Raw genomic sequence first — 20,683 nt, 5'->3', positions numbered from 1 at the left:
ATCATCCCTGGAGAGTCTGCCCGCAAGACTATCCCGCCTGACTGGAGCTCCGCTATGCGCAAGATGATGCTGACGGGAGGCCTGTTGATGCTGACAGGCTGTGCAGGATTCGGATTACCCCACCCTGATCCCGCTCAAGCGTGGATCGATCTCCATACGCAGCAACAAGACACCGCGTTGCAAGCGCTGGAAGTCGATGACAAGGCCTCCACCGACAAGCGCTATTTTGAGGTGCAACCCGGCAGCCATGAGTTGACGGTGCGTTATCAATTCCCGGTCGAGCCGAGCAACATCGGGCCTGACGCCGAGCCGCTGTGGCGCGATTGCCAGCTGAATGTGAAATTCAACGGCTTCCATGCGGGTGAGAAATATCAGCTGCAAGCAGGGAATATCGGTTTTCGGCCGTGGGCCAAGCTCTACGACCAACAGCGAAAAGTGATAGGCCAGGGCACACCCGCAGGCTGCCAACGCACTTGATCAGCGCTATGCTGAATGACCAATCCTCTGGACATTCATCATGCGCAGGTTGTTGCTATTGCTCGCGGCAGGCGCCATCGCCGGTTGCCAGAGCCCGTTGCCGGCGGTCAATCCACAGATGGCGTGGGTCGAATTCTCGACGCCATTCCCCAACGATAAGTTGCTGATGGCGGAGCGACTGGACAAGCAGCGATTGCGCGATGGGCGTTTCTTCCAGGTGACGCCCGGCAGCCATGAGCTGGTCGTTCGTTTCGACTTTGAAGTGCCCGGTGGCGGGGGCTTGGGTGTGATGAATGGTCCTTCGGAGCGGTTGTGCTACCTGACCATCCACTACGAGCATTTCGAAGCAGGCCAGCGTTATGTGCTGGAAGGCCGCTCGATAGCGTTCACGCCCGGCGCTCGGTTGTATAACGCCAAGCGCGAAATCGTCGCTGAAGACCGAGAATCCTATTGCCTCATGTGAAGCGTATCAGCGCTCGTTTTTCTGGTAGATGATGGCTTTTCTACCGTAGTCGCACGTGCCGACGACCATCGCGGCGTCATGCTTGTCGGCTTCTTCCTTCGACACGATTTCCAGCGTGTAGGAGGGCACGGCATTCGCCTGAATCTTCACTTCGATCTCATTCTTGAGTTCTTCGCAATCTTTGGGCGCTGCAAACGCTGAGGTCGTAAGCACACCGCAGATAATTGCCAAGACAAAACGTTTCATGGTTGAAGCTCCTTTGAGGCAGCACGCAGGTTGATGCGTTTTCGCTGCTGTCATTTATTCGACCACAGTCACGCCAGCCGGGTTTTGTTTCAGCGCAAAAAAATCGCAGCCTGTGGAAGGCTGCGATCACTTATCGCGACAACGCGGATCTAGCTGACCAGTGTGGCATCCAGACTGATCTTCGCATTCAGCACTTTGGACACCGGGCAGCCTTCTTTGGCTTTATTGCTCAGCTCCTCGAACTGCTCCTGGGTCGCGCCAGGAATTTTCGCCTTGAGGATCAATTTCACCGCCGTGATCGCGAACCCGCCGTCCACTTGGTCCAGCGTGACCTCGGCATTGGTATCGATGCTGTCAGCCTTGAGACCGGCATCGCCGAGAATCATAGAAAATGCCATGGAGAAACAACCGGCGTGGGCCGCGCCGATCAGCTCTTCCGGATTAGTGCCCTTGCCGCCCTCGAAACGAGCCTTGAAGCCGTAGGGCGCTTCTCTGAGAACACCGGTTTCCGTGGAAATCGAGCCGATGCCGGTTTTCAGATCACCTTCCCAATGCGCCGATGCTTTCTTGGTAATAGCCATGTCTGCCTCCTCAGGATCCAGCGCGAAGCGTCGCGCCTTCGTGGTTTTCGGTTGCTAGGGTTCTGAGGATAGACGGTGGTGCAAAGTTCACCTGATCTCATAAATCCTACCGTTTACGTAGGATTTTTTGCCTTGGCTATTGAAACTCGGGTATATGCCCTCATTGCATGAAACACGCTTATGGATTCGGCAGGTTTTCGTTTACAAGAAAAAACCTGCGTCCTCAATTTGGAGAAGCAGGTTTATGAAACGACTGTCCGATATCAAATTCTCGACCCTTGACCTTGTGCCCGTGCGCGAGAATGGCAGCGCAGCCCAGTCCCTGCGTAACTCTCTGGACCTGGCGCAGCACGTCGAAAAATTCGGCTACAACCGTTTCTGGGTCGCCGAGCACCACAACATGGATGGCATCGCCAGTTCGGCGACCTCGGTGCTGCTTGGGTATCTGGCCGGCGGCACGTCCACCATTCGGGTCGGCTCCGGTGGCGTGATGTTGCCCAACCACGCGCCGCTGGTGATTGCCGAGCAGTTCGGCACGCTCGAAAGCCTGTATCCGGGCCGGATCGACCTCGGTCTGGGCCGCGCCCCCGGTTCCGATCAGATGACCGCCCGCGCCTTGCGCCGTGAGCGCTCCGGCAGTGCGGACGATTTCCCTGAAGATGTGGCGGAGCTGGTGCGTTACCTCGGCCCACGCACACCGGATCAACGGATCATTGCTATGCCGGGCACGGGCACCAATGTCCCGGTCTGGTTGCTGGGCTCAAGCTTGTTCAGTGCACAGCTGGCGGGTGAGCGCGGTTTGCCCTACGCCTTCGCTTCCCATTTCGCACCGCGTTTCATGCATGAGGCGATTCGGGTCTATCGCAATCACTTCAAGCCTTCGGCGGTATTGGATAAGCCTTATGTGATGCTGGGTGTTCCGCTGGTAGCGGCTGACACCGACGAGCAGGCCGAATATCTGGCAACGTCGGTCTATCAGCGCATCCTCGCACTGATGCGTGGCCAAAGCCTGGTGCAACGTCCGCCGGTGAAAACCATGGACGGCCTGTGGCTGCCCCATGAGAAAGACGCGGTCCATGATTTCCTGGGGCTGGCGATGGTCGGCAGCCCGCAGAAAATCCGCGCCAAACTGGACGTGTTGATTGAGCAGACCCAGGCGGACGAGCTGATTTTTACCTGCGACCTGTACGAACATGCCGATCGCGTGCATTCCTACGAGCTGCTGGCGCAGGTCATGAAAGGCTGACACGCAAGCAGCGCACAAAAAAGCCGACGCAATCGCGTCGGCTTTTTTCGTTATCGACGGAATCCATCTACCGCTTGTAGACGATTTCCTTGGAACCTTTCTCACAGGTGCCGACGACTTTTCCGTCAGTGGACGTGCCTTTATCAACGATTTCCAGTGAGTAGCCAGAAACGCCTTGGGCATCGAGCTTCGCTGCAATTTCGGCTTTCAGCTCTTCACATGGCTTGCCGTCAGCAAACGCTGTACCCGCGAGGCTCAACAAACCTACCGCCAACATAAACATCTTCATCGGTCGCACTCTCTGGTCGGATCAAAGGGAGCATCCAGCCATCAGCCGGATGCACTCATGTAGCGCTTTGCCATTCCGTATGGCACTCGGCCAGCGCGCAAGTTCAGAAGACTCGCTCAAACTCAGCTGCTGGCAATCCGGAACCCGACTTTGAGCGTTACCTGGAAGTGTGCAGCCTTGCCGTCCTTGATGTGCCCGCGGGTTTCGGTCACTTCAAACCATTCCAGGTGCTTGATGCTCTTGTTGGCTTCGGCCAGTGCGTTGTTGATGGCGTCTTCAATGCTGCTGGTGGATGAGCCGACAAGCTCGACTTTCTTGTAAGTGTGATGGTCAGTCATGGGCGTTCTCCTTGGGGTATGAAATACAGCCTAGCAGTGATTTTTCCTATTACTTCTGTCGGCTACTTCCACGCAGAAGTTCAGATTTACTGCACTTTCTCGAACCCCTGGAGTCCCAACCAACACACGCCACTCATCACCAATGCAGGAGAGCCACCATGGCCAACACCTCTTTACGTAAAGCCTCATTGCAAAGCATGGAAGCCGAGATCGAGAGTCTGCTGAAGTCTTTGGAAAACCTGAAGGACGACGCCTCGGACGAGTCGCGTAAAACCCTCAAGGCCTTGAAAGCCAACGCCGAGAGCGCCCTGAAGCATTCGCGTCATCTGCTCAGCGATGCGTACGAAGAAGTCAAAGTCAAAACCCGTGAAACCGGGATTGCCACTCGGGACTACGCCCAGGAACATCCTTGGACTACAGCCGGTGTCGCTGTAGGTGCGCTGGGTCTGCTCGCGGCTTACCTGCTGTGCAAACGCGGCGATTAATCTGCTTGGCGCAGTTCGTTTTTGAGCCACTGCGCCAGTTGCCGAGCGCGTCCGTCCGCGGCGCGCTTGGGTAGCCACAACGCCAGTTGCGCCGGGGTTTCACTGAAGCCCCAGGGCGCAACCAGGCGACCGGCCTTCAAGTCTTCGGCCACCAGCGGTTCAGGGGCAATCGCCACGCCCAGCCCGGCCACTGCCGCCTCCAGCAAATAATACAAATGCTCGAAACCCTGCCCGTACTTCAACGCTTTGCCGTCGAGGCCGCTTTGCTGCGCCCAGCTTGGCCATGCCTGCGGGCGTGAAGTGGTGTGCAGCAACGGCTCGCTCAGCAATGCGTTGGCCGGCGCCTGTTGAAGCCGTTGGTAACCGGCGAAGCGTGGGCTCATGACCGGGCCGATGCGTTCGCTGGCCAATTCGTAAACCTGCATGTCCGCAGGCCATGGCGGCTCGGCGAACACCAGCAAAGCGTCCAGCCCCGGACGACGGGGATCGAGATCGCCTTCTCCGGCAGACAGGTGCAGGCGCAAGTCCGGTAGATCAACATTCAACCGGCCCAACCGCGGGATAAACCAGCGCGCGAGCAGACTTCCCGAACAGCCGAGCACGAACGGGGCGTCGGCGGTGCTTTGGGTCAGTTCAGCGCAGACCGTGCGCAATCGCTCGAAGGCTTCAGCGCTTGCATCGCGTAAGCGCACACCGGCATCTGTGAGTTTAAGGCCGCGACCATCCTTGATGAACAGACTCACGCCGAGATGCGCTTCCAGCACTTTCAATTGTCGGCTGACTGCGCCATGGGTGACGTGCAGTTGCTCGGCAGCCTGACTGACGCTGTTCAGGCGGGCAGTGGCTTCGAATGCGCGAAGCGCGTTCAGCGGGGGAAGATCGTGGCTCATGGGATCTGTGAGTTTTCCTGACAGGTTGTGGCGATCTTATCGGTTTTCAGGCTGAGGCGTCAGGGGTAGAGTTGACTCCATTGTCATCTCACGCATTCAACTGGAGCGACCCATGACCCAGACTAATCTGCGCAACGGCCCCGACGCCAACGGCCTGTTCGGCTCGTTCGGTGGCCGCTACGTCGCCGAAACCCTGATGCCGTTGATCCTCGATCTGGCTCGCGAATATGAAGCGGCCAAGGAAGATCCGGCATTCAAAGAGGAATTGGCCTACTTCCAGCGCGACTACGTCGGACGTCCGAGCCCGCTGTATTACGCCGAACGCCTGACCGAGTTCTGCGGTGGCGCGAAGATTTATCTGAAGCGTGAAGAGCTGAACCACACTGGCGCCCACAAGATCAACAACTGCATCGGGCAGATCCTGCTGGCCCGGCGCATGGGCAAGAAACGCATCATCGCCGAAACCGGCGCCGGCATGCACGGCGTGGCGACCGCCACCGTGGCCGCGCGTTTTGGCCTCGACTGCGTGATCTACATGGGCACCACCGACATCGAGCGCCAGCAAGCCAACGTATTCCGCATGAAACTGCTGGGCGCCGAAGTGATTCCGGTGGTCGCCGGCACCGGCACCCTGAAAGATGCGATGAACGAAGCGCTGCGTGACTGGGTGACCAACGTCGACAGCACTTTTTACCTGATCGGCACCGTGGCCGGTCCGCACCCTTACCCAGCCATGGTCCGCGACTTCCAGTCCGTTATCGGCAAGGAAACCCGTGATCAACTGCAAGCCCAGGAAGGCCGTCTGCCGGACAGCCTGGTGGCGTGCATCGGCGGTGGCTCCAACGCCATGGGCCTGTTCCACCCGTTCCTTGATGACAAGAGCGTCGAGATCATCGGTGTCGAAGCGGCCGGTTACGGTATCGAAACCGGCAAGCACGCGGCCAGCCTGAATGGCGGCGTACCGGGCGTACTGCACGGCAACCGTACCTTCCTGCTGCAGGATGACGACGGCCAGATCATCGATGCGCATTCGATCTCCGCCGGCCTCGACTATCCAGGCATCGGCCCGGAACACGCCTGGTTGCATGACATCGGTCGCGTTCAATACACCTCGGTGACCGATCACGAGGCCCTCGACGCATTCCATAAATGCTGCCGTCTTGAAGGGATTATTCCGGCACTGGAAAGCGCCCATGCCTTGGCCGAAGTGTTCAAACGTGCACCGACCCTGCCTAAAGATCACCTGATGGTGGTCAATCTGTCCGGCCGTGGCGACAAAGACATGCAAACCGTGATGCACCACATGGAACAATCAAAGCAGGAGAAACACTGATGAGCCGCCTGCAAACGCGTTTTGCCGAACTCAAGGAACAAAACCGGGCCGCCCTGGTGACCTTCGTCACCGCCGGCGACCCGAGCTATGACACGTCCCTGGCGATCCTCAAAGGCTTGCCCGGTGCTGGCGCCGACGTGATCGAGCTGGGCATGCCCTTCACCGATCCTATGGCCGACGGCCCGGCGATCCAGCTGGCCAACATTCGTGCCCTGGGTGCCAAACAGAACCTGGCGAAAACCCTGCAAATGGTGCGCGAGTTCCGTGAAGGCAACAGTGATACGCCACTGGTGCTGATGGGTTACTTCAACCCGATCCACATGTACGGCGTGCCACGTTTCATCGCTGACGCCAAAGAGGCCGGCGTGGATGGTCTGATCGTGGTCGACCTGCCGCCCGAGCATAACGGTGAACTGTGCGACCCCGCCCAGGCTGCTGGTCTGGACTTCATTCGTCTGACCACCCCGACAACCGACGATGTACGCCTGCCGACAGTCCTGAACGGCAGCTCCGGTTTCGTCTACTACGTGTCTGTGGCCGGTGTGACCGGTGCCGGCGCGGCGACGCTGGAGCACGTTGAAGAAGCGGTTGCGCGTCTGCGTCGCCACACTGATCTGCCGATCAGCATCGGTTTCGGTATTCGTACACCCGAGCAAGCGGCGTCTATCGCGCGTCTGGCCGACGGTGTCGTGGTGGGTTCGGCGTTGATCGATCACATCGCTAATGCATCGACGCCAGAACAGGCGATTGATGGCGTGTTGAGTCTTTGCTCGGCGCTGGCCGATGGCGTGCGTAAGGCCCGCGTCAGCTGAAGGTAAAGTTCCTGATACAGAGGAATTAGAGCCTCTCGGCACAGACTAAACAGCAAGACCGAGGGCTTCAGGACTACGTTCTGAAGCCCTTTTTGCTGTAGGTGCAGTGAGGAAAGACCTGATGAAAATGCCGAAACGTCTGATTGCCAGCCTGGGCGTACTGATGCTCAGTGCCACCCCTTTGCTGCACGCCAGCGCCGATCAGCGCGACGATCACGACCGCGGCGGCCAGCAACAAGGCCATTACGACAACCACGGCGATGATCATCGCGGCCCGCAGGACAACCATCGCGGCGGCCCTCCGCCACGGGACTTTGGCCCGGTGCGTCAGACGATCCGTGACAATCATGGCTATTTCGTACGCGGCGCGCCGCCACCTCCCGGCATTCATCTCGTACGTGGTCGGCCTTTGCCGCGCGGTTATTACGGAGAGCGTCTGGATCATCGCGCGTTGAGCCGACTGCCGTATTACCCGGGTTACGAATGGCGGCGCGCGGGTGGCGACATTGTGCTGATCGCGGTGGGTACCGGCATCGTCTATGAAATTCTGGAAGGGGTTTTGTAGTGCTGGAGGGACGCGCTTTTGCGTAATGCCAAAAAAGATCGCAGCCTTTGGCAGCTCCTACACAGGATCGCAATCCCGTGTAGGAGCTGCCGAAGAATGAGATCTTTTGAAGTTCACGGCAACTCCAACCCACCCGATGCTTTATGCAGTTTCCGCAAATGTTCGCCAACCTGTTTCAGGTTGGCTTCGTTGGCGGCCATCTCTGCGGCTCGGCTCGGTTCGAGCAACGCTCTCACTTCTTTGTCCAGATCGCCGGTCAATGCCTGAAGCTGTTTCTGCCGCAGGCTGCTTTCCGACTCCAGGCGTTGCCATTCGCTGGGCTGCGGCAATCCATAACCGCCAGTGCCGAGCAGCTCCGCCGGACGGCTAAGGAAGCCGCTGTTGGCGAGGATCTGCTGCAACGTCGCGTTGGCTTTGTCCATGCCGCCGTTCTTCAACTCCCTAGCGCCCAGGTAGCGTTGTTTCACTTCGTCCTGAGCCAGCACCAGTTGTTGTCGGAAGGCGGCCTGTTCCAGTAACAGCAACGCCGCGCTGGTGCGCAGGTCAGCCTGATCAATCCATTTGCGGCGCTCTTCGGCCTTCAATGCCAGCCAGTCTTCGACCTTGTCCTGTTTGATCGGCAAGTGCTTCTTCAGCACTTCGAACATCGCTTGATAACGATCACGGAAAGAGTCGAAGCGATAGCCAAGCCGCAGCGCTTCGCGAGGATCATCCAGCACGCTGGTATCCGCCAGTCCGCGTCCCTTGAGCACTTCCAGCAAGCCGTTGGGCATGATGTTGTCCAGCCCGACCAGCTTTGCGTTGTTGGTGGCGCTGCGTAGCAACTTCAGGCCTTCCACCGCACAGTTGTTGGACAGGAAGAAGTAATTGCCGTCGTAGCTCCAGTGCATCTCGGCGGCGTGTTCCACCACGTCTTCAATCTCGTTGCGCGACAAATTCAGCGGCACCGAGGCGAGGCTGCGCAATTCGGTCTTGGTGTACTCGTCGATCACTTGGGCCAGCGGCAGGACGAACAGGCGCGACGGGTACTTGCCGACCAATCCGTCCCAGCTCGACAGCTGTACGTCACCCACGAAGGCCCGGTAGGACAACACCAGGTGCTGATCCAGATCCAGCCGGCAATCCGGCCCGCGTGGCCGGCCCGGTGCGCAGATCACCAGGCGCAACATGCTGTGGCCCCAGCGGCTGACCCAGTTCTGGTTGGCTTCGGCCAGCAGATAGTCCACGGCATACACCCGTTCCGGGTCGACCTGGCCCAGGGGTTGTTTTGCGAAATCGTTGCCGGCGTTGAGGAAGGCGAAGGATTTGCCGCAAGTATCTTTGGCGGCAGGTGCCCAGCCGAAATGTTCTTTGTAGTAGCGGTACAGCGCAGGACGGCGACAAGCGTAGCTCGGGTCGAGGAGGAAGTACTCCATGTTGACCGCGACGAACTCTTTGGGACTGCTCGTTTCGTAAATATCCGGGCTGCGGGCGATCTGTCGATTGTTCTGTTCGCGTTCGCCGCGACGGCCGACGTATTGCGGCCAGCCCGCGAGGTCGAGCAGACGCGGGTCATCGCTAAGGGTAAAGCGTCGGGAAGATTGGCCACGGCATTCATCCGGAATGCCGACCAGTCCGGAACTGTTGTTACGTCGGGTGCAGCGTTGGATCAGCGTGCGTTCGGCAGCTGGCCAAAAACGCGAGCGGTCATAAATGTGGGTGAGTTCGTGCAGCACCGTGGCCAGCATTTCGCGGCGGACGGTGCCGTGAGGACGATAAGTCTTTTTGGTTGCAGCGCTGCCATCGGTGAGGCTGGCAAGCAGGTTGCGGTTGAGGTCGAGCTCGGACACCAGCGATGCCTGGCCGTAGGCGTTGCTCGGCATGTCATCGGTCCAGCCGACGTCGATGCGCCGGTCGAGTTGTTCGATGAACCGCGGCGGTAGCGCCTGCATGGCTTCATCAAGCAGCGCCTGGCTGGCCTGTTGTTCCGCAGGGCTCAAACCTTCTGTCTTGAGATGTAATTGCAGGCCGGCCTGGGCCGTATTGCCGAGCAGCAACACGACCCCGGCCAGGAGCCAGGCACTTATCGACCTCACAGTGCGAGGATGGCTTCGGCGAGTACCTGGTCACTGGCGTCCCGGGCTTCCGGTACGCGGGTGCGCAATGTGTTGAAGGCCGCTTCAAGGTGCGCACCACGGATTTCACCCTCACTGGCGACGAAACTGGCTGCATCGTCGTGGGCTTCACGAACGATTTTCGAATCACGGATCGACGTCGTGGTGTCGGACGTGAAATCGAGTGTTCGCTGGGTGGCGTTGATGATGATGTTACTGGTGGCTACCAGGGTGTGCGCCTGGGCCAGATCGGCCAATAACAGCAGGCCAAGGGTGGCGACAATCAGCGGGCTACGCATGGAACGACTCCGGAGGAACAAGGATAACTATTGGACGAGAATAGCCTGTGCCAGTTCAAGATCGCTTGCATGAAGTTTTGGCTGGACCCGACGCAGGTAAACCAACGCGGATTCCAGTTGTGCTCCTCGCAATTGGCCGTCACTGGCAATGAATGACGCGGCGTCATCCCGGGCGGCCAGCAGCAGCTTACGGTCGAAAGGGGCGGAGGTCACCATGCTGGTGGCGTAGCCTGTGGCCACGAGACCCTGTGTCGTCAGGTCAAAGGCATGGGCCGTGCCTGCCCAGCAGGCCGCCATGAAAACCGGTGTAATCAGTAGATGTGTAGGAAAACGCATGGGACTCGACAGTTGAAAGCGAGTCCAAAGGCTAGCGCAACGCCCGGTTTAGAGCCAGCGCCGAAACATTGGGACACGTTGGGCGTGTCCCAAGAAGAAATGACGTTTTAGATCGTCAGAATAGCCTGAGCCAGTTGAGCATCCGTTGCATTCAACCCCGGCGCCTGATGGCGAATGTGGTCGAGTGCGCTTTCCAGTTTCACGCCGCGAATGGCGCCTTCGCTGGCGACAAAACTGGCCGCGTCATCGCGGGCGGCACGGACGATCTTGTCATCCCGAAAGGACGACGTGACATCGGAAGTGGCGTCGGACGTGGCCTTGAGTGCACCGACGACAGCATCGGTGGTGACGATGAAGCTGGTGGCGTGGGAATTGGCAGCCACGGCAAGCAGGGCTGCAGCGCTGAGCAGACGAAGACGGGACATGGTGTAACTCCTTTGGGTGAACCGATTGAGAGGTGGCGCGGTATCTGTTGAGTCAGACGCCTGTCGCGCAGTCATCGCCACGTTCTGGATTGATATTAGGCCTGTAGACAGCGGTTCGCACAGTCCCGTCTGTTCAGGTGAGACTTCAGCGCCAGAACGGTTTATCCAGTTCCCTGACACGATCGGAATGACTGATGCCCAGGTCAGACAGCTGCCTGCCATTGAGTTGCGCCAGTAAACGCCGGGTTCTGGCTCTCTCGATGCTGTCGGCGAGGCTTCTGAACATTCTTCTTGTCCAGGTAAATCGGGGCGTCGATTGCGGGGTGTCAGCGGCAAGTTCCAGTAGATGATTCATGGTGCAGTCCTTTTGCGGGCAGGTCGGGATTTCATGATGATCCCGCCGGATATCCCGGAACAGACTCACTCAAGTGAAATTGTACTGGTTCAGTTGTATTGTAGTGTTAACTGTACCTGTTGAAAGGTAGGGTTATTGTTTGGGGGGATTTTCCGGCCCAAAAACGACAAAACCCGTCGCGGTTTCCCACGACGGGTTTTGTTTGTTCAATTCGGGTGCTGGCGGTTGATCTTAAGGATCAGAGCCAGCGACGCTAACTTAGCGCCAGAACGGCTTGCTCAGCTCTTCGTAGCGTTGTGCTTCGCTAATCCCGGCGTCAGCCAGCAGACGCGAATCCAGACGGGCCAGTTGGTGGCGGCTGGAGATGCGGCGCTGCCACAGCATCAGGTTGGCGATAACGCGAAGAGGCATGGAAGCCTGGGTTTTTGCAGCGGTGTCTTCGAAGAACAGATCGGAACTGAGTGTACGTTCCATGGTTTTCATCCTTCCGCTTGTGGCGGGATTAGGTAGTGGTTTAACTGATGCCAATGATCCTCTCGTTTGGCCAGTCTCTCTAGATACAGTTCACCTGTATTGTGAGGGACCAGTTAACTGTTAAAGAGTGGTGTACTGGTCAAAATTGAGGCAACTGTACCTATCTGCACTTATATAGTGCATTTATTGGGATTTTGGTCGGAAAGGTAGGCAATTACGGTAGGAAATGACCGGTACAGCAGTACAGTTTTAAACACTTATCTGCCTGACAGTAGCAAGCTGACGAAACTGTGTTTGCGTCAGCCGCTATCTGTATCAATTACACGGCGAGCATCCGCCCGGTTTCTTCCAGATTCATGTGCCAGCTCAGTGCGTCACGCAGGATATGCGGGGTGTGTCCGCCAAGTGCACAGGCGGCGGTGAAGTAATCATTCAGGGCTTGGCGATAGTCCGGGTGCACGCAATTATCGATGATGACGCGAGCCCGTTCCCTTGGGGCCAAGCCACGCAAGTCCGCCAGACCCACCTCGGTTACGAGGATGTCGACGTCATGCTCTGTGTGATCGACATGGCTGACCATTGGCACCACGCTGGAGATCGCGCCGCCCTTGGCGATCGACTTGGTCACGAAGATCGCCAGGTGCGCGTTGCGCGCGAAGTCGCCCGAACCGCCAATGCCGTTCATCATCCGTGTGCCACAGACGTGGGTGGAGTTGACGTTGCCGTACAGATCAAACTCCAGCGCGGTGTTGATGCCAATGATCCCGAGCCGGCGCACCACTTCCGGGTGGTTGGAAATTTCCTGCGGACGCAGGACCAGCTTGTCCTTGTAGCGCTCCAGGTTACCGAACACATCGGCATTACGACGGCTCGACAAGGTGATCGAACTGCCTGAGGCAAAACTCAGCTTGCCGGCGTCGATCAGGTCGAAGGTCGAGTCCTGCAACACTTCGGAGTACATGGTCAGGTCTTCGAACGGCGAGTCGATCAGGCCGCACATCACGGAGTTGGCGATGGTGCCAATGCCGGCCTGCAGTGGGCCGAGTTTGTTGGTCATTCGCCCGGCCGCCACTTCCTGCTTGAAGAAGTCGATCAGGTGGTCGGCAATGGCCTGAGTGTCGACGTCCGGTGGCAGCACGGTCGAAGGCGAGTCGGACTGGTTGGTGATCACGATCGCGACGATCTTTTCCGGCGGGATCGGAATGGCGGTGCTGCCAATACGATCATCGACCTTCACTAATGGAATCGGCGTACGGGTCGGGCGGTACGTCGGTATATAGATGTCGTGCAAACCCTCGAGGTTCGGGTTGTGCGCCAGGTTGATCTCGACGATCACGTGTTTGGCAAAAATCGCGAAACTGGCCGAGTTGCCCACGGAAGTGGTCGGTACGATGTGGCCTTGCTCGGTGATTGCCACGGCCTCGATGACGGCGATGTCCGGCAGCTTCAGCTGCTGGTTGCGCAATTGCTCCACGGTTTCCGAGAGGTGCTGGTCGATGAACATGACTTCGCCGGCGTTGATTGCCTTGCGCAAAGTGCTATCGACCTGGAATGGCATGCGTCGCGACAGAACGCCGGCTTCGGTGAGCTGTTTATCGAGGTCGTTGCCCAGGCTGGCACCGGTCATCAATGTGATTTTCAGCGGGGTGACTTTGGCGCGTTCGGCCAATGCGTGAGGCACGGCCTTGGCTTCACCGGCGCGAGTGAAACCACTCATGCCGACGGTCATGCCGTCCTCAATCAGAGCGGCAGCATCGGCGGCGCTCATCACCTTATCCAACAACGAAGGCAAGCGAATACGATCACGGTACATGGGTTGTTATCTCGGGTAACGGAAGCAAGGTGTGCAGTCTAGTGGCTTGAAAAAAATCCGTCCCGCTACCATGGTCGAATGCCGAGCCCTGATTTAGAGCCTTTGGTCGGGTTTCACGGGGAATAAAAAAACCCCAGCCTACTAAAGGCTGAGGTTTTGGGTATTGCGTTGGAGCAGGTTTTACTCGACGGCTTTGACCATGTCTTCGATGACCTTTTTGGCGTCGCCGAATACCATCATGGTTTTATCGAGGTAGAACAGTTCGTTGTCCAGGCCGGCATAACCGCTGGCCATCGAACGCTTGTTTACGATGATGGTCTTGGCTTTGAACGCTTCAAGAATCGGCATGCCGGCAATCGGCGATTTCGGATCGTTCTTCGCGGCCGGGTTGACCACGTCGTTCGCGCCGAGCACCAGCACCACGTCGGCCTGACCGAACTCGGAGTTGATGTCCTCCATCTCGAACACCTGGTCATAAGGCACTTCGGCCTCGGCCAGCAAGACGTTCATGTGGCCAGGCATCCGACCGGCCACCGGGTGAATCGCGTACTTCACGGTCACGCCGCGGTGGGTCAACTTCTCGGTCAGTTCTTTCAGTGCGTGCTGTGCCCGCGCTACCGCCAGGCCGTAGCCCGGAACGATGATCACCGTATCGGCGTTGGTCAGCAGGAAGGTCGCATCGTCAGCCGAGCCGGATTTCACCGGACGGGCTTCCTTGGCGCCTGCAGGACCGGCTTCGGCTGTGTTGCCGAAACCACCGAGCAGCACATTAAAGAAGGAGCGGTTCATCGCCTTGCACATGATGTACGAGAGGATCGCACCGGACGAACCCACCAGCGAGCCGGCGATGATCAGCATCGAGTTGTTCAGCGAGAAACCGATCCCCGCTGCTGCCCAGCCGGAATAGCTGTTGAGCATCGATACCACCACCGGCATGTCTGCGCCGCCGATCGGGATGATGATCAGCACGCCCATCACGAAGGCCAGGGCCAGCATCAACGCGAAAGCGCCGAGGTTGCCGGTCATCATGAAGGTGATGCCCAGTGCGAGCGTTGCCAGACCCAGCAGCAAGTTCAGCTTGTGTTGGCCGCTGAACTGTACTGGTGCGCCTTGGAACAGACGGAACTTGTACTTGCCCGAGAGCTTGCCGAACGCGATCACCGAACCGGAGAAGGTGATTGCACCGATGGCCGCGCCGAGGAACAGCTCCAGGCGGTTACCGGCAGGAATCGCATCGCCCAGTTGCTTGACGATGCCCAGCGATTGCGGCTCGACCACCGCCGCGATGGCGATGAATACCGCGGCCATCCCGATCATGCTGTGCATGAAGGCGACCAGTTCCGGCATCTTGGTCATTTCAACGCGCTTGGCCATGATCGAACCGGCCGTGCCGCCGACCAGCAGGCCGACGATGACGTAACCGATGCCGGCGGTGGCAAGCTCTGCGCCCAGCTTATAGATGAGACCCACGGTGGTGAGGATCGCCAATGCCATGCCGAGCATGCCGTACAGATTGCCGCGCCGTGACGTGGTCGGGTGCGACAGGCCTTTCAAGGCCTGGATGAAGCAGATGGACGCGATCAAGTAGAGCGTCGTTACAAGGTTCATGCTCATTACTTGGACGCCTCTTCTTTTACCGCTTTCGGGGCTTTCTTCTTGAACATCTCAAGCATCCGGCGAGTCACCAGGAAGCCACCAAAAACGTTCACCGCTGCCAGAGCCACCGCCAGGGTGCCCATGGTCTTGCCCAGAGGCGTGACGGTCAGCGCCGCTGCCAGCATGGCGCCGACGATCACGATCGCCGAGATGGCGTTGGTCACGGCCATCAATGGCGTGTGCAGTGCAGGCGTAACGTTCCAGACCACGTGATAACCGACATAAATCGCCAGCACGAAGATGATCAGGTTGTAGATACCGGGGGAGATAAGCTCTTCCATCGTCTGAATCCCTGCTTAGGCGTTTTTGCGGATGACTTGGCCGTCGCGGCACATCAGGCACGCGGCGACGATGTCGTCTTCGAGGTTCACTTCGAACTGGCCTTCTTTGTTGAAGACCAGCTTCAGGAAGTCCAGCAGGTTGCGTGCATACAGTGCCGAAGCATCTGCCGCGACTTCACCGGCCAGGTTGGTCGGGCCGCAAATGGTCACGCCATTCTCGACCACCACCTGATCCGCCACGGTCAGCGGGCAGTTGCCGCCCTGGGCCGCGGCGAGGTCGATGACCACGGAGCCTGGCTTCATTTGCGCCACGGTTTCCGCACTCAACAGCGTCGGTGCCTTGCGGCCCGGAATCAGTGCGGTGGTGATGACGATGTCAGCCTGTTTGGCGCGCTCGTGCACCGCCAGGGCCTGGCGCTGCATCCAGCTCGCAGGCATTGGGCGTGCGTAACCGCCAACACCGACGGCGCATTCACGCTCTTCATCGGTCTCGTAAGGCACGTCGACGAACTTGGCGCCGAGGGATTCGATCTGCTCTTTAACCGCAGGACGCACGTCAGACGCTTCGATCACCGCACCCAGACGTTTCGCCGTAGCGATTGCCTGCAAGCCGGCTACACCCGCGCCGAGAATCAGCACGCGCGCCGCTTTCACGGTGCCCGCAGCGGTCATCAGCATCGGCATGAAGCGTGGGTAGTGGTGAGCGGCCAGCAACACGGATTTATAACCGGCGATGTTGGCCTGTGAGGACAGCACATCCAGGCTCTGGGCGCGGGAGGTGCGCGGCGCAGCTTCCAGTGCGAAGGCGGTAATGCCGCACTCAGCCAGCTTGGCAATGGTTTCATTGCTGAACGGGTTGAGCATGCCCACCACAACGGTGCCGCTTTTAATCAGCGTCAGCTCGCTGTCGCTGGGGGCGACCACCTTGAGAATCAGCTCGGCACCAAACGCATCGTTGGCGCTGCCAATAATTGCGCCTGCCGCTTCATAAGCACTGTCGACAACACTGGCCTTAATGCCGGCGCCGCTTTGCACAGTGACCTTATGACCTTGGCCGATCAGCTTCTTGATGGTTTCCGGGGTTGCAGCAACCCGTGTTTCACCCGTCTGGGTTTCGAGAGGAACACCAATGTGCACGTCAAATCTCCTGCGTGATCTTATTGATTAAACCCAGGCACTTCGGATGGTGCAGCTGGGGCGGCCGATCAGCACGATCCCGCCAAATCAGGGCGGGGCGCGGCATTTTGCAGGCGAACTTTGTGCCCTTCAAGGGATTATGACGGGTGACGGAAAATTAACTACAAGTCACCCCGTGACCGAATGTCGCAACCAACCGGTTCAATCCCTTGCAGGCCGTGCCTTGTAAGGATTCTGGCCGAAATACAAGAATTTACACATCGGCACGGTGAATGGGTTGGTATTGCCATTGAATAGCGGCTCAAGGCCACGTTTTCAGGCGCTTGTGGGACGTTTGTACCGCTTCTAGGTACAGTCTGCGAATATGCGACAAAAATTTACATCTGTAGGGCTTTTAAATTGCTGACTACGAGGTCAGCTAATGCCGATAAGCCTTTATTCCTCTAGGCTGTAGCTCTGTGCCTGATTAACTAGCCAGTCGCGAAATGCCTTCAAGGACGCCGATTCGACCTTTCGCTCAGGAATCATCAAGTAATACGCCTTGATGCTGGACAGTGCCTGTGTGTTCGCAATCACCAGTCGCTTCTCCGCCAGTTCGCGCTGAATCAGGAACGGCGGGATCAAGGCGATCCCCATGTCGTGCATCGCCGCTTGGGCAAGCATGGAGAATAGCTCGTAGCGCGGTCCTGTCATGTCTCGCGGGATATTAAGGTTCTGCGAGTTGAACCATTGGCGCCAGGCGTAGGGGCGGGTGGTTTGTTGCAGCAGGGGCAGTTCGGCAATTTCAGTGGGGGTAAGGTTTGTCTTTTTACCCAGTAGGGTGGGGCTGCACACGGGCATCGGATTTTCGCCCATCAGCCTGTGGGATTCAGTGCCTGACCAGTCCGCATCACCAAAATAGATCGCCGCATCGAAATCGGTGTCGGCAAACAGGAAGGGGCGGGTGCGGTTAGTGAGGTTGACCGTCACTTCCGGATGTTTTTGCTGGAAGTCCTTGAGTCTTGGCAACAGCCATTGGGTGCCGAAGGTCGGCACAACCGCCAGCTCGATCACGTTGGCACCTTGCTGGCCCATGACCGACAACGTGTCACGCTCAACGGCATCCAGCTGGGTGGCGACCCTGCGGCTGTAGGAAAGTCCTGCTTCCGTCAGCTTGACCCCACGTCGGGAGCGTCGGAACAATTCCACGCCTAGGAACTCCTCCAGGCTGGCGATCTGTCGGCAAATCGCTCCTTGGGTGAGTGAAAGTTCCTGGGCTGCCTTGGTAAAACTCTCGTGGCGTGCAGCCGCTTCAAAGCTGATCAGGGCCGTGGTGCTGGGAATCTTTCTGCGCATGTACGTCAACCTCACTAATACATCGCATTAAAGCTGCTTCGCGACGTTTCGGAGTGAGAAATTAGCACAACAGTATGCAAAATCCTCGTTTGCGGTGACGCCGAAGCGGGCCTAGGATCAGTCCACGTTATTTGACCCGATACGAGAGGACACACTCATGGGCGGTAAAGCTAGCTTCAACTGGATTGATCCCCTGCTGCTGGATCAACAGCTCACCGAAGAAGAACGCATGATCCGCGACACCGCCGAGCAATTCGCTCAGCAAAAGCTCGCGCCGCGTGTTCTTGAAGCATTCCGCCATGAGAAAACCGATCCGGCAATCTTCCGCGAGATGGGTGAAGTCGGCCTGCTGGGTGCAACCATTCCTGAGCAGTATGGCGGCAGCGGCCTGAACTACGTCAGCTACGGCTTGATCGCCCGAGAAGTCGAGCGCGTCGATTCGGGTTATCGCTCGATGATGAGCGTGCAGTCCTCTTTGGTGATGGTGCCGATCAATGAATTCGGTACTGAAGCCCAAAAGCAGAAGTACCTGCCAAAACTCGCAACGGGTGAATGGATTGGTTGCTTCGGCCTGACCGAGCCTGACCATGGTTCCGACCCCGGCTCGATGATTACTCGTGCACGCAAAGTGGAAGGCGGCTACAGCCTGACCGGCAGCAAGATGTGGATCACCAACAGCCCGATCGCCGACGTGTTCGTGGTCTGGGGCAAGGACGACGCGGGCGACATCCGTGGCTTCGTTCTGGAAAAAGGCTGGAAAGGCCTGAGCGCTCCGGCGATCCACGGCAAGGTCGGCTTGCGTGCGTCCATCACGGGGGAGATCGTCATGGACAACGTGTTTGTCCCTGAAGAGAACATTTTCCCTGACGTCCGTGGCTTGAAAGGCCCTTTCACTTGCCTCAATTCTGCGCGTTACGGCATTTCCTGGGGCGCCCTGGGTGCTGCGGAATTCTGCTGGCACACCGCACGCCAGTACACCCTGGATCGTCAGCAATTCGGTCGTCCGTTGGCCGCTACTCAGCTGATCCAGAAGAAGCTGGCCGACATGCAGACAGAGATCACCATGGCGCTGCAAGGCTGCCTGCGTCTGGGTCGCATGAAAGATGAAGGTACGGCTGCGGTGGAGATCACTTCGATGATGAAGCGCAACTCCTGCGGCAAGTCCCTGGACATTGCCCGGATGGCGCGGGACATGCTGGGTGGTAACGGCATCTCCGACGAATTCGGCGTGGCCCGTCACCTGGTCAACCTGGAAGTGGTGAATACCTATGAGGGTACGCATGACGTCCACGCGCTGATCCTCGGTCGTGCGCAGACCGGCCTCCAGGCGTTCTATTAATAGGAGAACGGCCATGGGCGCGCTTTCGCATCTACGGGTACTGGATTTATCGCGGGTGCTGGCCGGGCCCTGGTCCGGGCAGATTCTGGCGGACCTTGGCGCCGAGGTGATCAAGGTCGAGCGTCCCGGTAATGGCGATGATACGCGCGCCTGGGGTCCTCCGTTTCTTAAAGACGCCTATGGCGAGAACACCAGCGAGGCCGCCTATTACTTGTCGGCCAATCGCAACAAGCAATCCGTAACCATCGACTTTACGCGCCCGGAGGGGCAGAAGCTGGTGCGTGAGCTGGCGGCCAAGTCGGACATCCTGATCGAGAACTTCAAGGTCGGTGGTCTGGCGGCTTATGGGCTGGACTATGAGTCGCTCAGGGCAGCGAACCCGAATCTGATTTACTGCTCGATCACGGGGTTTGGTCAGACCGGCCCATATGCCAAGCGCGCGGGTTATGACTTCATGATCCAGGGCTTGGGCGGCCTGATGAGCCTCACAGGTCGGCCGGAAGGAGATGAGGGGGCGGGGCCGGTGAAAGTCGGCGTGGCGCTGACGGATATTCTGACCGGGCTCTACTCGACTGTGGCAATCCTTGCGGCACTGGCTCACAGGGATCATGACGGCGGCGGCCAGCATATTGATATGGCACTGCTGGATGTTCAGGTGGCTTGTCTGGCTAACCAGGCGATGAATTACCTGACGACGGGCAACGCGCCGAAGCGGCTGGGTAATGCGCATCCAAACATCGTGCCCTATCAGGACTTTCCTACGGCAGATGGCGATTTTATCCTCACTGTGGGTAATGATGGGCAGTTCCGCAAATTTGCTGAAGTGGCCGGGCAGCCGCAGTGGGCGGATGATCCGCGCTTTGCGACCAATACGTTGCGGGTCGCCAATCGGGCGGTGCTGATTCCGTTGATCCGCCAGGCTACGGTGTTCAAGACTACGGCTGAGTGGGTGTCGCAGCTGGAGCAGGCTGGCGTGCCGTGTGGCCCTATCAATGATCTGGCGCAGGTGTTTGCCGACCCTCAGGTAAAAGCACGCGGTTTGGCGATCGAGCTGCCTCATTCCTTGGCAGGGATGGTGCCGCAGGTGGCAAGCCCGATTCGCCTGTCCGAGACGCCGGTGGAGTACCGCAATGCTCCTCCTTTGCTGGGTGAGCATACGTCGGAGGTATTGCTGCGAGTGTTGGGTCTGGACGCTGGTGCGGTAGCTGCTTTCAAAGAAGCCGGGGTGCTCTGAAGATTTCTTCTATATAGAGGGAGTGGTTTCCCTCTCCTATATAGAGGAAAACAGGCTGTTTCCTGGCTTTCTGCAAGTTATTGATAGAAAAGCCAAATCAGGGGTTGACGGCAGATTCTGGAAGTCTATAATTCGCCCCACTTCCGGCGCAGTCGAAACGGAAAACTCCTTGGTAAACAAA

At 58.3% G+C, this 20,683-nt stretch carries 25 protein-coding genes; 9 read left to right on the top strand and 16 right to left on the bottom strand.

Annotated elements, in window-relative coordinates; translation table 11 throughout:
* Positions 1 to 54: 54 nt before the first annotated feature.
* Together ACM6IQ_RS26915 and ACM6IQ_RS26910 are read left to right on the top strand one after the other, a co-directional pair.
* Positions 55 to 477, top strand: a complete 423-nt coding sequence (locus ACM6IQ_RS26915; RefSeq protein ID WP_017341791.1) for a hypothetical protein — start codon at positions 55 to 57, stop codon at positions 475 to 477.
* 40 nt (positions 478 to 517) lie between these two features.
* Entirely contained in the window at positions 518 to 940 is a 423-nt protein-coding gene (locus ACM6IQ_RS26910) for a hypothetical protein (RefSeq protein ID WP_414880274.1), read from the top strand.
* Between the two features lie 6 nt (positions 941 to 946).
* Here the strand turns inward: ACM6IQ_RS26910 and ACM6IQ_RS26905 are convergent, their stop codons facing one another.
* Entirely contained in the window at positions 947 to 1,186 is a 240-nt protein-coding gene (locus ACM6IQ_RS26905; RefSeq protein ID WP_414880273.1) for a DUF1161 domain-containing protein, read from the bottom strand.
* A gap of 149 nt (positions 1,187 to 1,335) precedes the next feature.
* Complete coding sequence (locus ACM6IQ_RS26900; protein ID WP_414880272.1) at positions 1,336 to 1,767, bottom strand: OsmC family protein; 432 nt, start codon at positions 1,765 to 1,767, stop codon at positions 1,336 to 1,338.
* A 244-nt stretch (positions 1,768 to 2,011) separates the two neighbouring features.
* On the opposite strand from ACM6IQ_RS26900, the gene ACM6IQ_RS26895 reads away from it, so the two are divergent.
* The gene (locus tag ACM6IQ_RS26895) at positions 2,012 to 3,013 is read left to right on the top strand and encodes an LLM class flavin-dependent oxidoreductase (protein ID WP_008027732.1); all 1,002 of its coding nucleotides are present in this window, start codon (positions 2,012 to 2,014) and stop codon (positions 3,011 to 3,013) included.
* 67 nt (positions 3,014 to 3,080) lie between these two features.
* On the opposite strand, the gene ACM6IQ_RS26890 is transcribed toward ACM6IQ_RS26895, so the two are convergent.
* Together ACM6IQ_RS26890 and ACM6IQ_RS26885 are read right to left on the bottom strand one after the other, a co-directional pair.
* Complete coding sequence (locus tag ACM6IQ_RS26890) at positions 3,081 to 3,302, bottom strand: DUF1161 domain-containing protein (protein ID WP_017335794.1); 222 nt, start codon at positions 3,300 to 3,302, stop codon at positions 3,081 to 3,083.
* Positions 3,303 to 3,424: 122 nt separating this feature from the next.
* A complete protein-coding gene (locus ACM6IQ_RS26885) occupies positions 3,425 to 3,640 on the bottom strand; it encodes a dodecin (protein WP_010465710.1) in 216 nt (71 codons plus the stop codon).
* 158 nt (positions 3,641 to 3,798) lie between these two features.
* On the opposite strand from ACM6IQ_RS26885, the gene ACM6IQ_RS26880 reads away from it, so the two are divergent.
* The gene (locus ACM6IQ_RS26880) at positions 3,799 to 4,125 is read left to right on the top strand and encodes a DUF883 family protein (protein ID WP_008027738.1); all 327 of its coding nucleotides are present in this window, start codon (positions 3,799 to 3,801) and stop codon (positions 4,123 to 4,125) included.
* Here ACM6IQ_RS26880 and ACM6IQ_RS26875 read toward each other — a convergent pair.
* Positions 4,122 to 5,015, bottom strand: a complete 894-nt coding sequence (locus tag ACM6IQ_RS26875; RefSeq protein ID WP_414880271.1) for a LysR family transcriptional regulator — start codon at positions 5,013 to 5,015, stop codon at positions 4,122 to 4,124. The genes ACM6IQ_RS26880 and ACM6IQ_RS26875 overlap by 4 nt on opposite strands.
* A 112-nt stretch (positions 5,016 to 5,127) precedes the next feature.
* Here ACM6IQ_RS26875 and trpB point away from each other — a divergent pair, with 112 nt between their 5' ends.
* The 3 genes from trpB (at position 5,128) to ACM6IQ_RS26860 (ending at position 7,725) form a co-directional block, all read left to right on the top strand.
* The gene (gene trpB / locus ACM6IQ_RS26870; protein WP_017335796.1) at positions 5,128 to 6,348 is read left to right on the top strand and encodes a tryptophan synthase subunit beta; all 1,221 of its coding nucleotides are present in this window, start codon (positions 5,128 to 5,130) and stop codon (positions 6,346 to 6,348) included.
* Complete coding sequence (gene trpA, locus ACM6IQ_RS26865) at positions 6,348 to 7,160, top strand: tryptophan synthase subunit alpha (RefSeq protein WP_414880270.1); 813 nt, start codon at positions 6,348 to 6,350, stop codon at positions 7,158 to 7,160. Before trpB ends, trpA begins: the two co-directional genes overlap by 1 nt.
* Positions 7,161 to 7,281: 121 nt before the next feature.
* Positions 7,282 to 7,725 carry an anti-virulence regulator CigR family protein gene (locus ACM6IQ_RS26860; protein WP_017335798.1) on the top strand — a complete coding sequence of 148 codons (444 nt, stop codon included), beginning with the start codon at positions 7,282 to 7,284 and terminating at the stop codon, positions 7,723 to 7,725.
* Between the two features lie 113 nt (positions 7,726 to 7,838).
* Here the strand turns inward: ACM6IQ_RS26860 and ACM6IQ_RS26855 are convergent, their stop codons facing one another.
* The 11 genes from ACM6IQ_RS26855 to ACM6IQ_RS26805 all read right to left on the bottom strand — a co-directional run bounded on the left by ACM6IQ_RS26855 (position 7,839) and on the right by ACM6IQ_RS26805 (position 17,929).
* Positions 7,839 to 9,800: a DUF4105 domain-containing protein gene (locus ACM6IQ_RS26855; RefSeq protein WP_414880269.1), complete on the bottom strand. Its 1,962-nt coding sequence runs from the start codon at positions 9,798 to 9,800 to the stop codon at positions 7,839 to 7,841.
* The gene (locus tag ACM6IQ_RS26850) at positions 9,797 to 10,117 is read right to left on the bottom strand and encodes a DUF2388 domain-containing protein (protein ID WP_017335800.1); all 321 of its coding nucleotides are present in this window, start codon (positions 10,115 to 10,117) and stop codon (positions 9,797 to 9,799) included. The genes ACM6IQ_RS26855 and ACM6IQ_RS26850 overlap by 4 nt, the downstream gene beginning before the upstream one ends.
* A 27-nt stretch (positions 10,118 to 10,144) precedes the next feature.
* Positions 10,145 to 10,453: a DUF2388 domain-containing protein gene (locus tag ACM6IQ_RS26845; RefSeq protein ID WP_017335801.1), complete on the bottom strand. Its 309-nt coding sequence runs from the start codon at positions 10,451 to 10,453 to the stop codon at positions 10,145 to 10,147.
* A gap of 107 nt (positions 10,454 to 10,560) precedes the next feature.
* Positions 10,561 to 10,878 (bottom strand): DUF2388 domain-containing protein, encoded by a 318-nt coding sequence (locus ACM6IQ_RS26840; protein WP_017335802.1) that lies wholly within the window; start codon positions 10,876 to 10,878, stop codon positions 10,561 to 10,563.
* A 145-nt stretch (positions 10,879 to 11,023) separates the two neighbouring features.
* The gene (locus ACM6IQ_RS26835) at positions 11,024 to 11,233 is read right to left on the bottom strand and encodes a DUF1127 domain-containing protein (protein WP_017335803.1); all 210 of its coding nucleotides are present in this window, start codon (positions 11,231 to 11,233) and stop codon (positions 11,024 to 11,026) included.
* 258 nt (positions 11,234 to 11,491) lie between these two features.
* The gene (locus ACM6IQ_RS26830) at positions 11,492 to 11,707 is read right to left on the bottom strand and encodes a DUF1127 domain-containing protein (RefSeq protein WP_007947887.1); all 216 of its coding nucleotides are present in this window, start codon (positions 11,705 to 11,707) and stop codon (positions 11,492 to 11,494) included.
* A 319-nt stretch (positions 11,708 to 12,026) separates the two neighbouring features.
* On the bottom strand, positions 12,027 to 13,520 hold the full coding sequence (locus tag ACM6IQ_RS26825) for an acetyl-CoA hydrolase/transferase family protein (protein ID WP_017335804.1): 1,494 nt from the start codon (positions 13,518 to 13,520) through the stop codon (positions 12,027 to 12,029).
* A 180-nt stretch (positions 13,521 to 13,700) separates the two neighbouring features.
* Positions 13,701 to 15,134, bottom strand: coding sequence for an NAD(P)(+) transhydrogenase (Re/Si-specific) subunit beta (locus tag ACM6IQ_RS26820; RefSeq protein WP_017335805.1), 1,434 nt, complete (start codon positions 15,132 to 15,134; stop codon positions 13,701 to 13,703).
* The gene (locus ACM6IQ_RS26815) at positions 15,134 to 15,457 is read right to left on the bottom strand and encodes an NAD(P) transhydrogenase subunit alpha (protein ID WP_017335806.1); all 324 of its coding nucleotides are present in this window, start codon (positions 15,455 to 15,457) and stop codon (positions 15,134 to 15,136) included. The genes ACM6IQ_RS26820 and ACM6IQ_RS26815 overlap by 1 nt, the downstream gene beginning before the upstream one ends.
* A 15-nt stretch (positions 15,458 to 15,472) precedes the next feature.
* Entirely contained in the window at positions 15,473 to 16,594 is a 1,122-nt protein-coding gene (locus ACM6IQ_RS26810) for a Re/Si-specific NAD(P)(+) transhydrogenase subunit alpha (RefSeq protein WP_017335807.1), read from the bottom strand.
* Between the two features lie 435 nt (positions 16,595 to 17,029).
* Entirely contained in the window at positions 17,030 to 17,929 is a 900-nt protein-coding gene (locus tag ACM6IQ_RS26805; RefSeq protein WP_017335808.1) for a LysR family transcriptional regulator, read from the bottom strand.
* Positions 17,930 to 18,086: 157 nt separating this feature from the next.
* Here ACM6IQ_RS26805 and ACM6IQ_RS26800 point away from each other — a divergent pair, with 157 nt between their 5' ends.
* Complete coding sequence (locus ACM6IQ_RS26800) at positions 18,087 to 19,268, top strand: acyl-CoA dehydrogenase (RefSeq protein WP_017335809.1); 1,182 nt, start codon at positions 18,087 to 18,089, stop codon at positions 19,266 to 19,268.
* Between the two features lie 13 nt (positions 19,269 to 19,281).
* Positions 19,282 to 20,502 (top strand): CaiB/BaiF CoA transferase family protein, encoded by a 1,221-nt coding sequence (locus ACM6IQ_RS26795; RefSeq protein ID WP_017335810.1) that lies wholly within the window; start codon positions 19,282 to 19,284, stop codon positions 20,500 to 20,502.
* The last annotated feature ends 181 nt before the right edge of the window (positions 20,503 to 20,683 follow it).

The organism is Pseudomonas sp. IT-P100 (assembly GCF_949767185.1).
In the GTDB taxonomy this organism is placed as follows: domain Bacteria; phylum Pseudomonadota; class Gammaproteobacteria; order Pseudomonadales; family Pseudomonadaceae; genus Aquipseudomonas; species Aquipseudomonas fluorescens_B.
The sequence above is the reverse complement of the archived record's forward strand: the minus strand, read 5'-3'. Positions and strand labels throughout refer to the sequence as shown.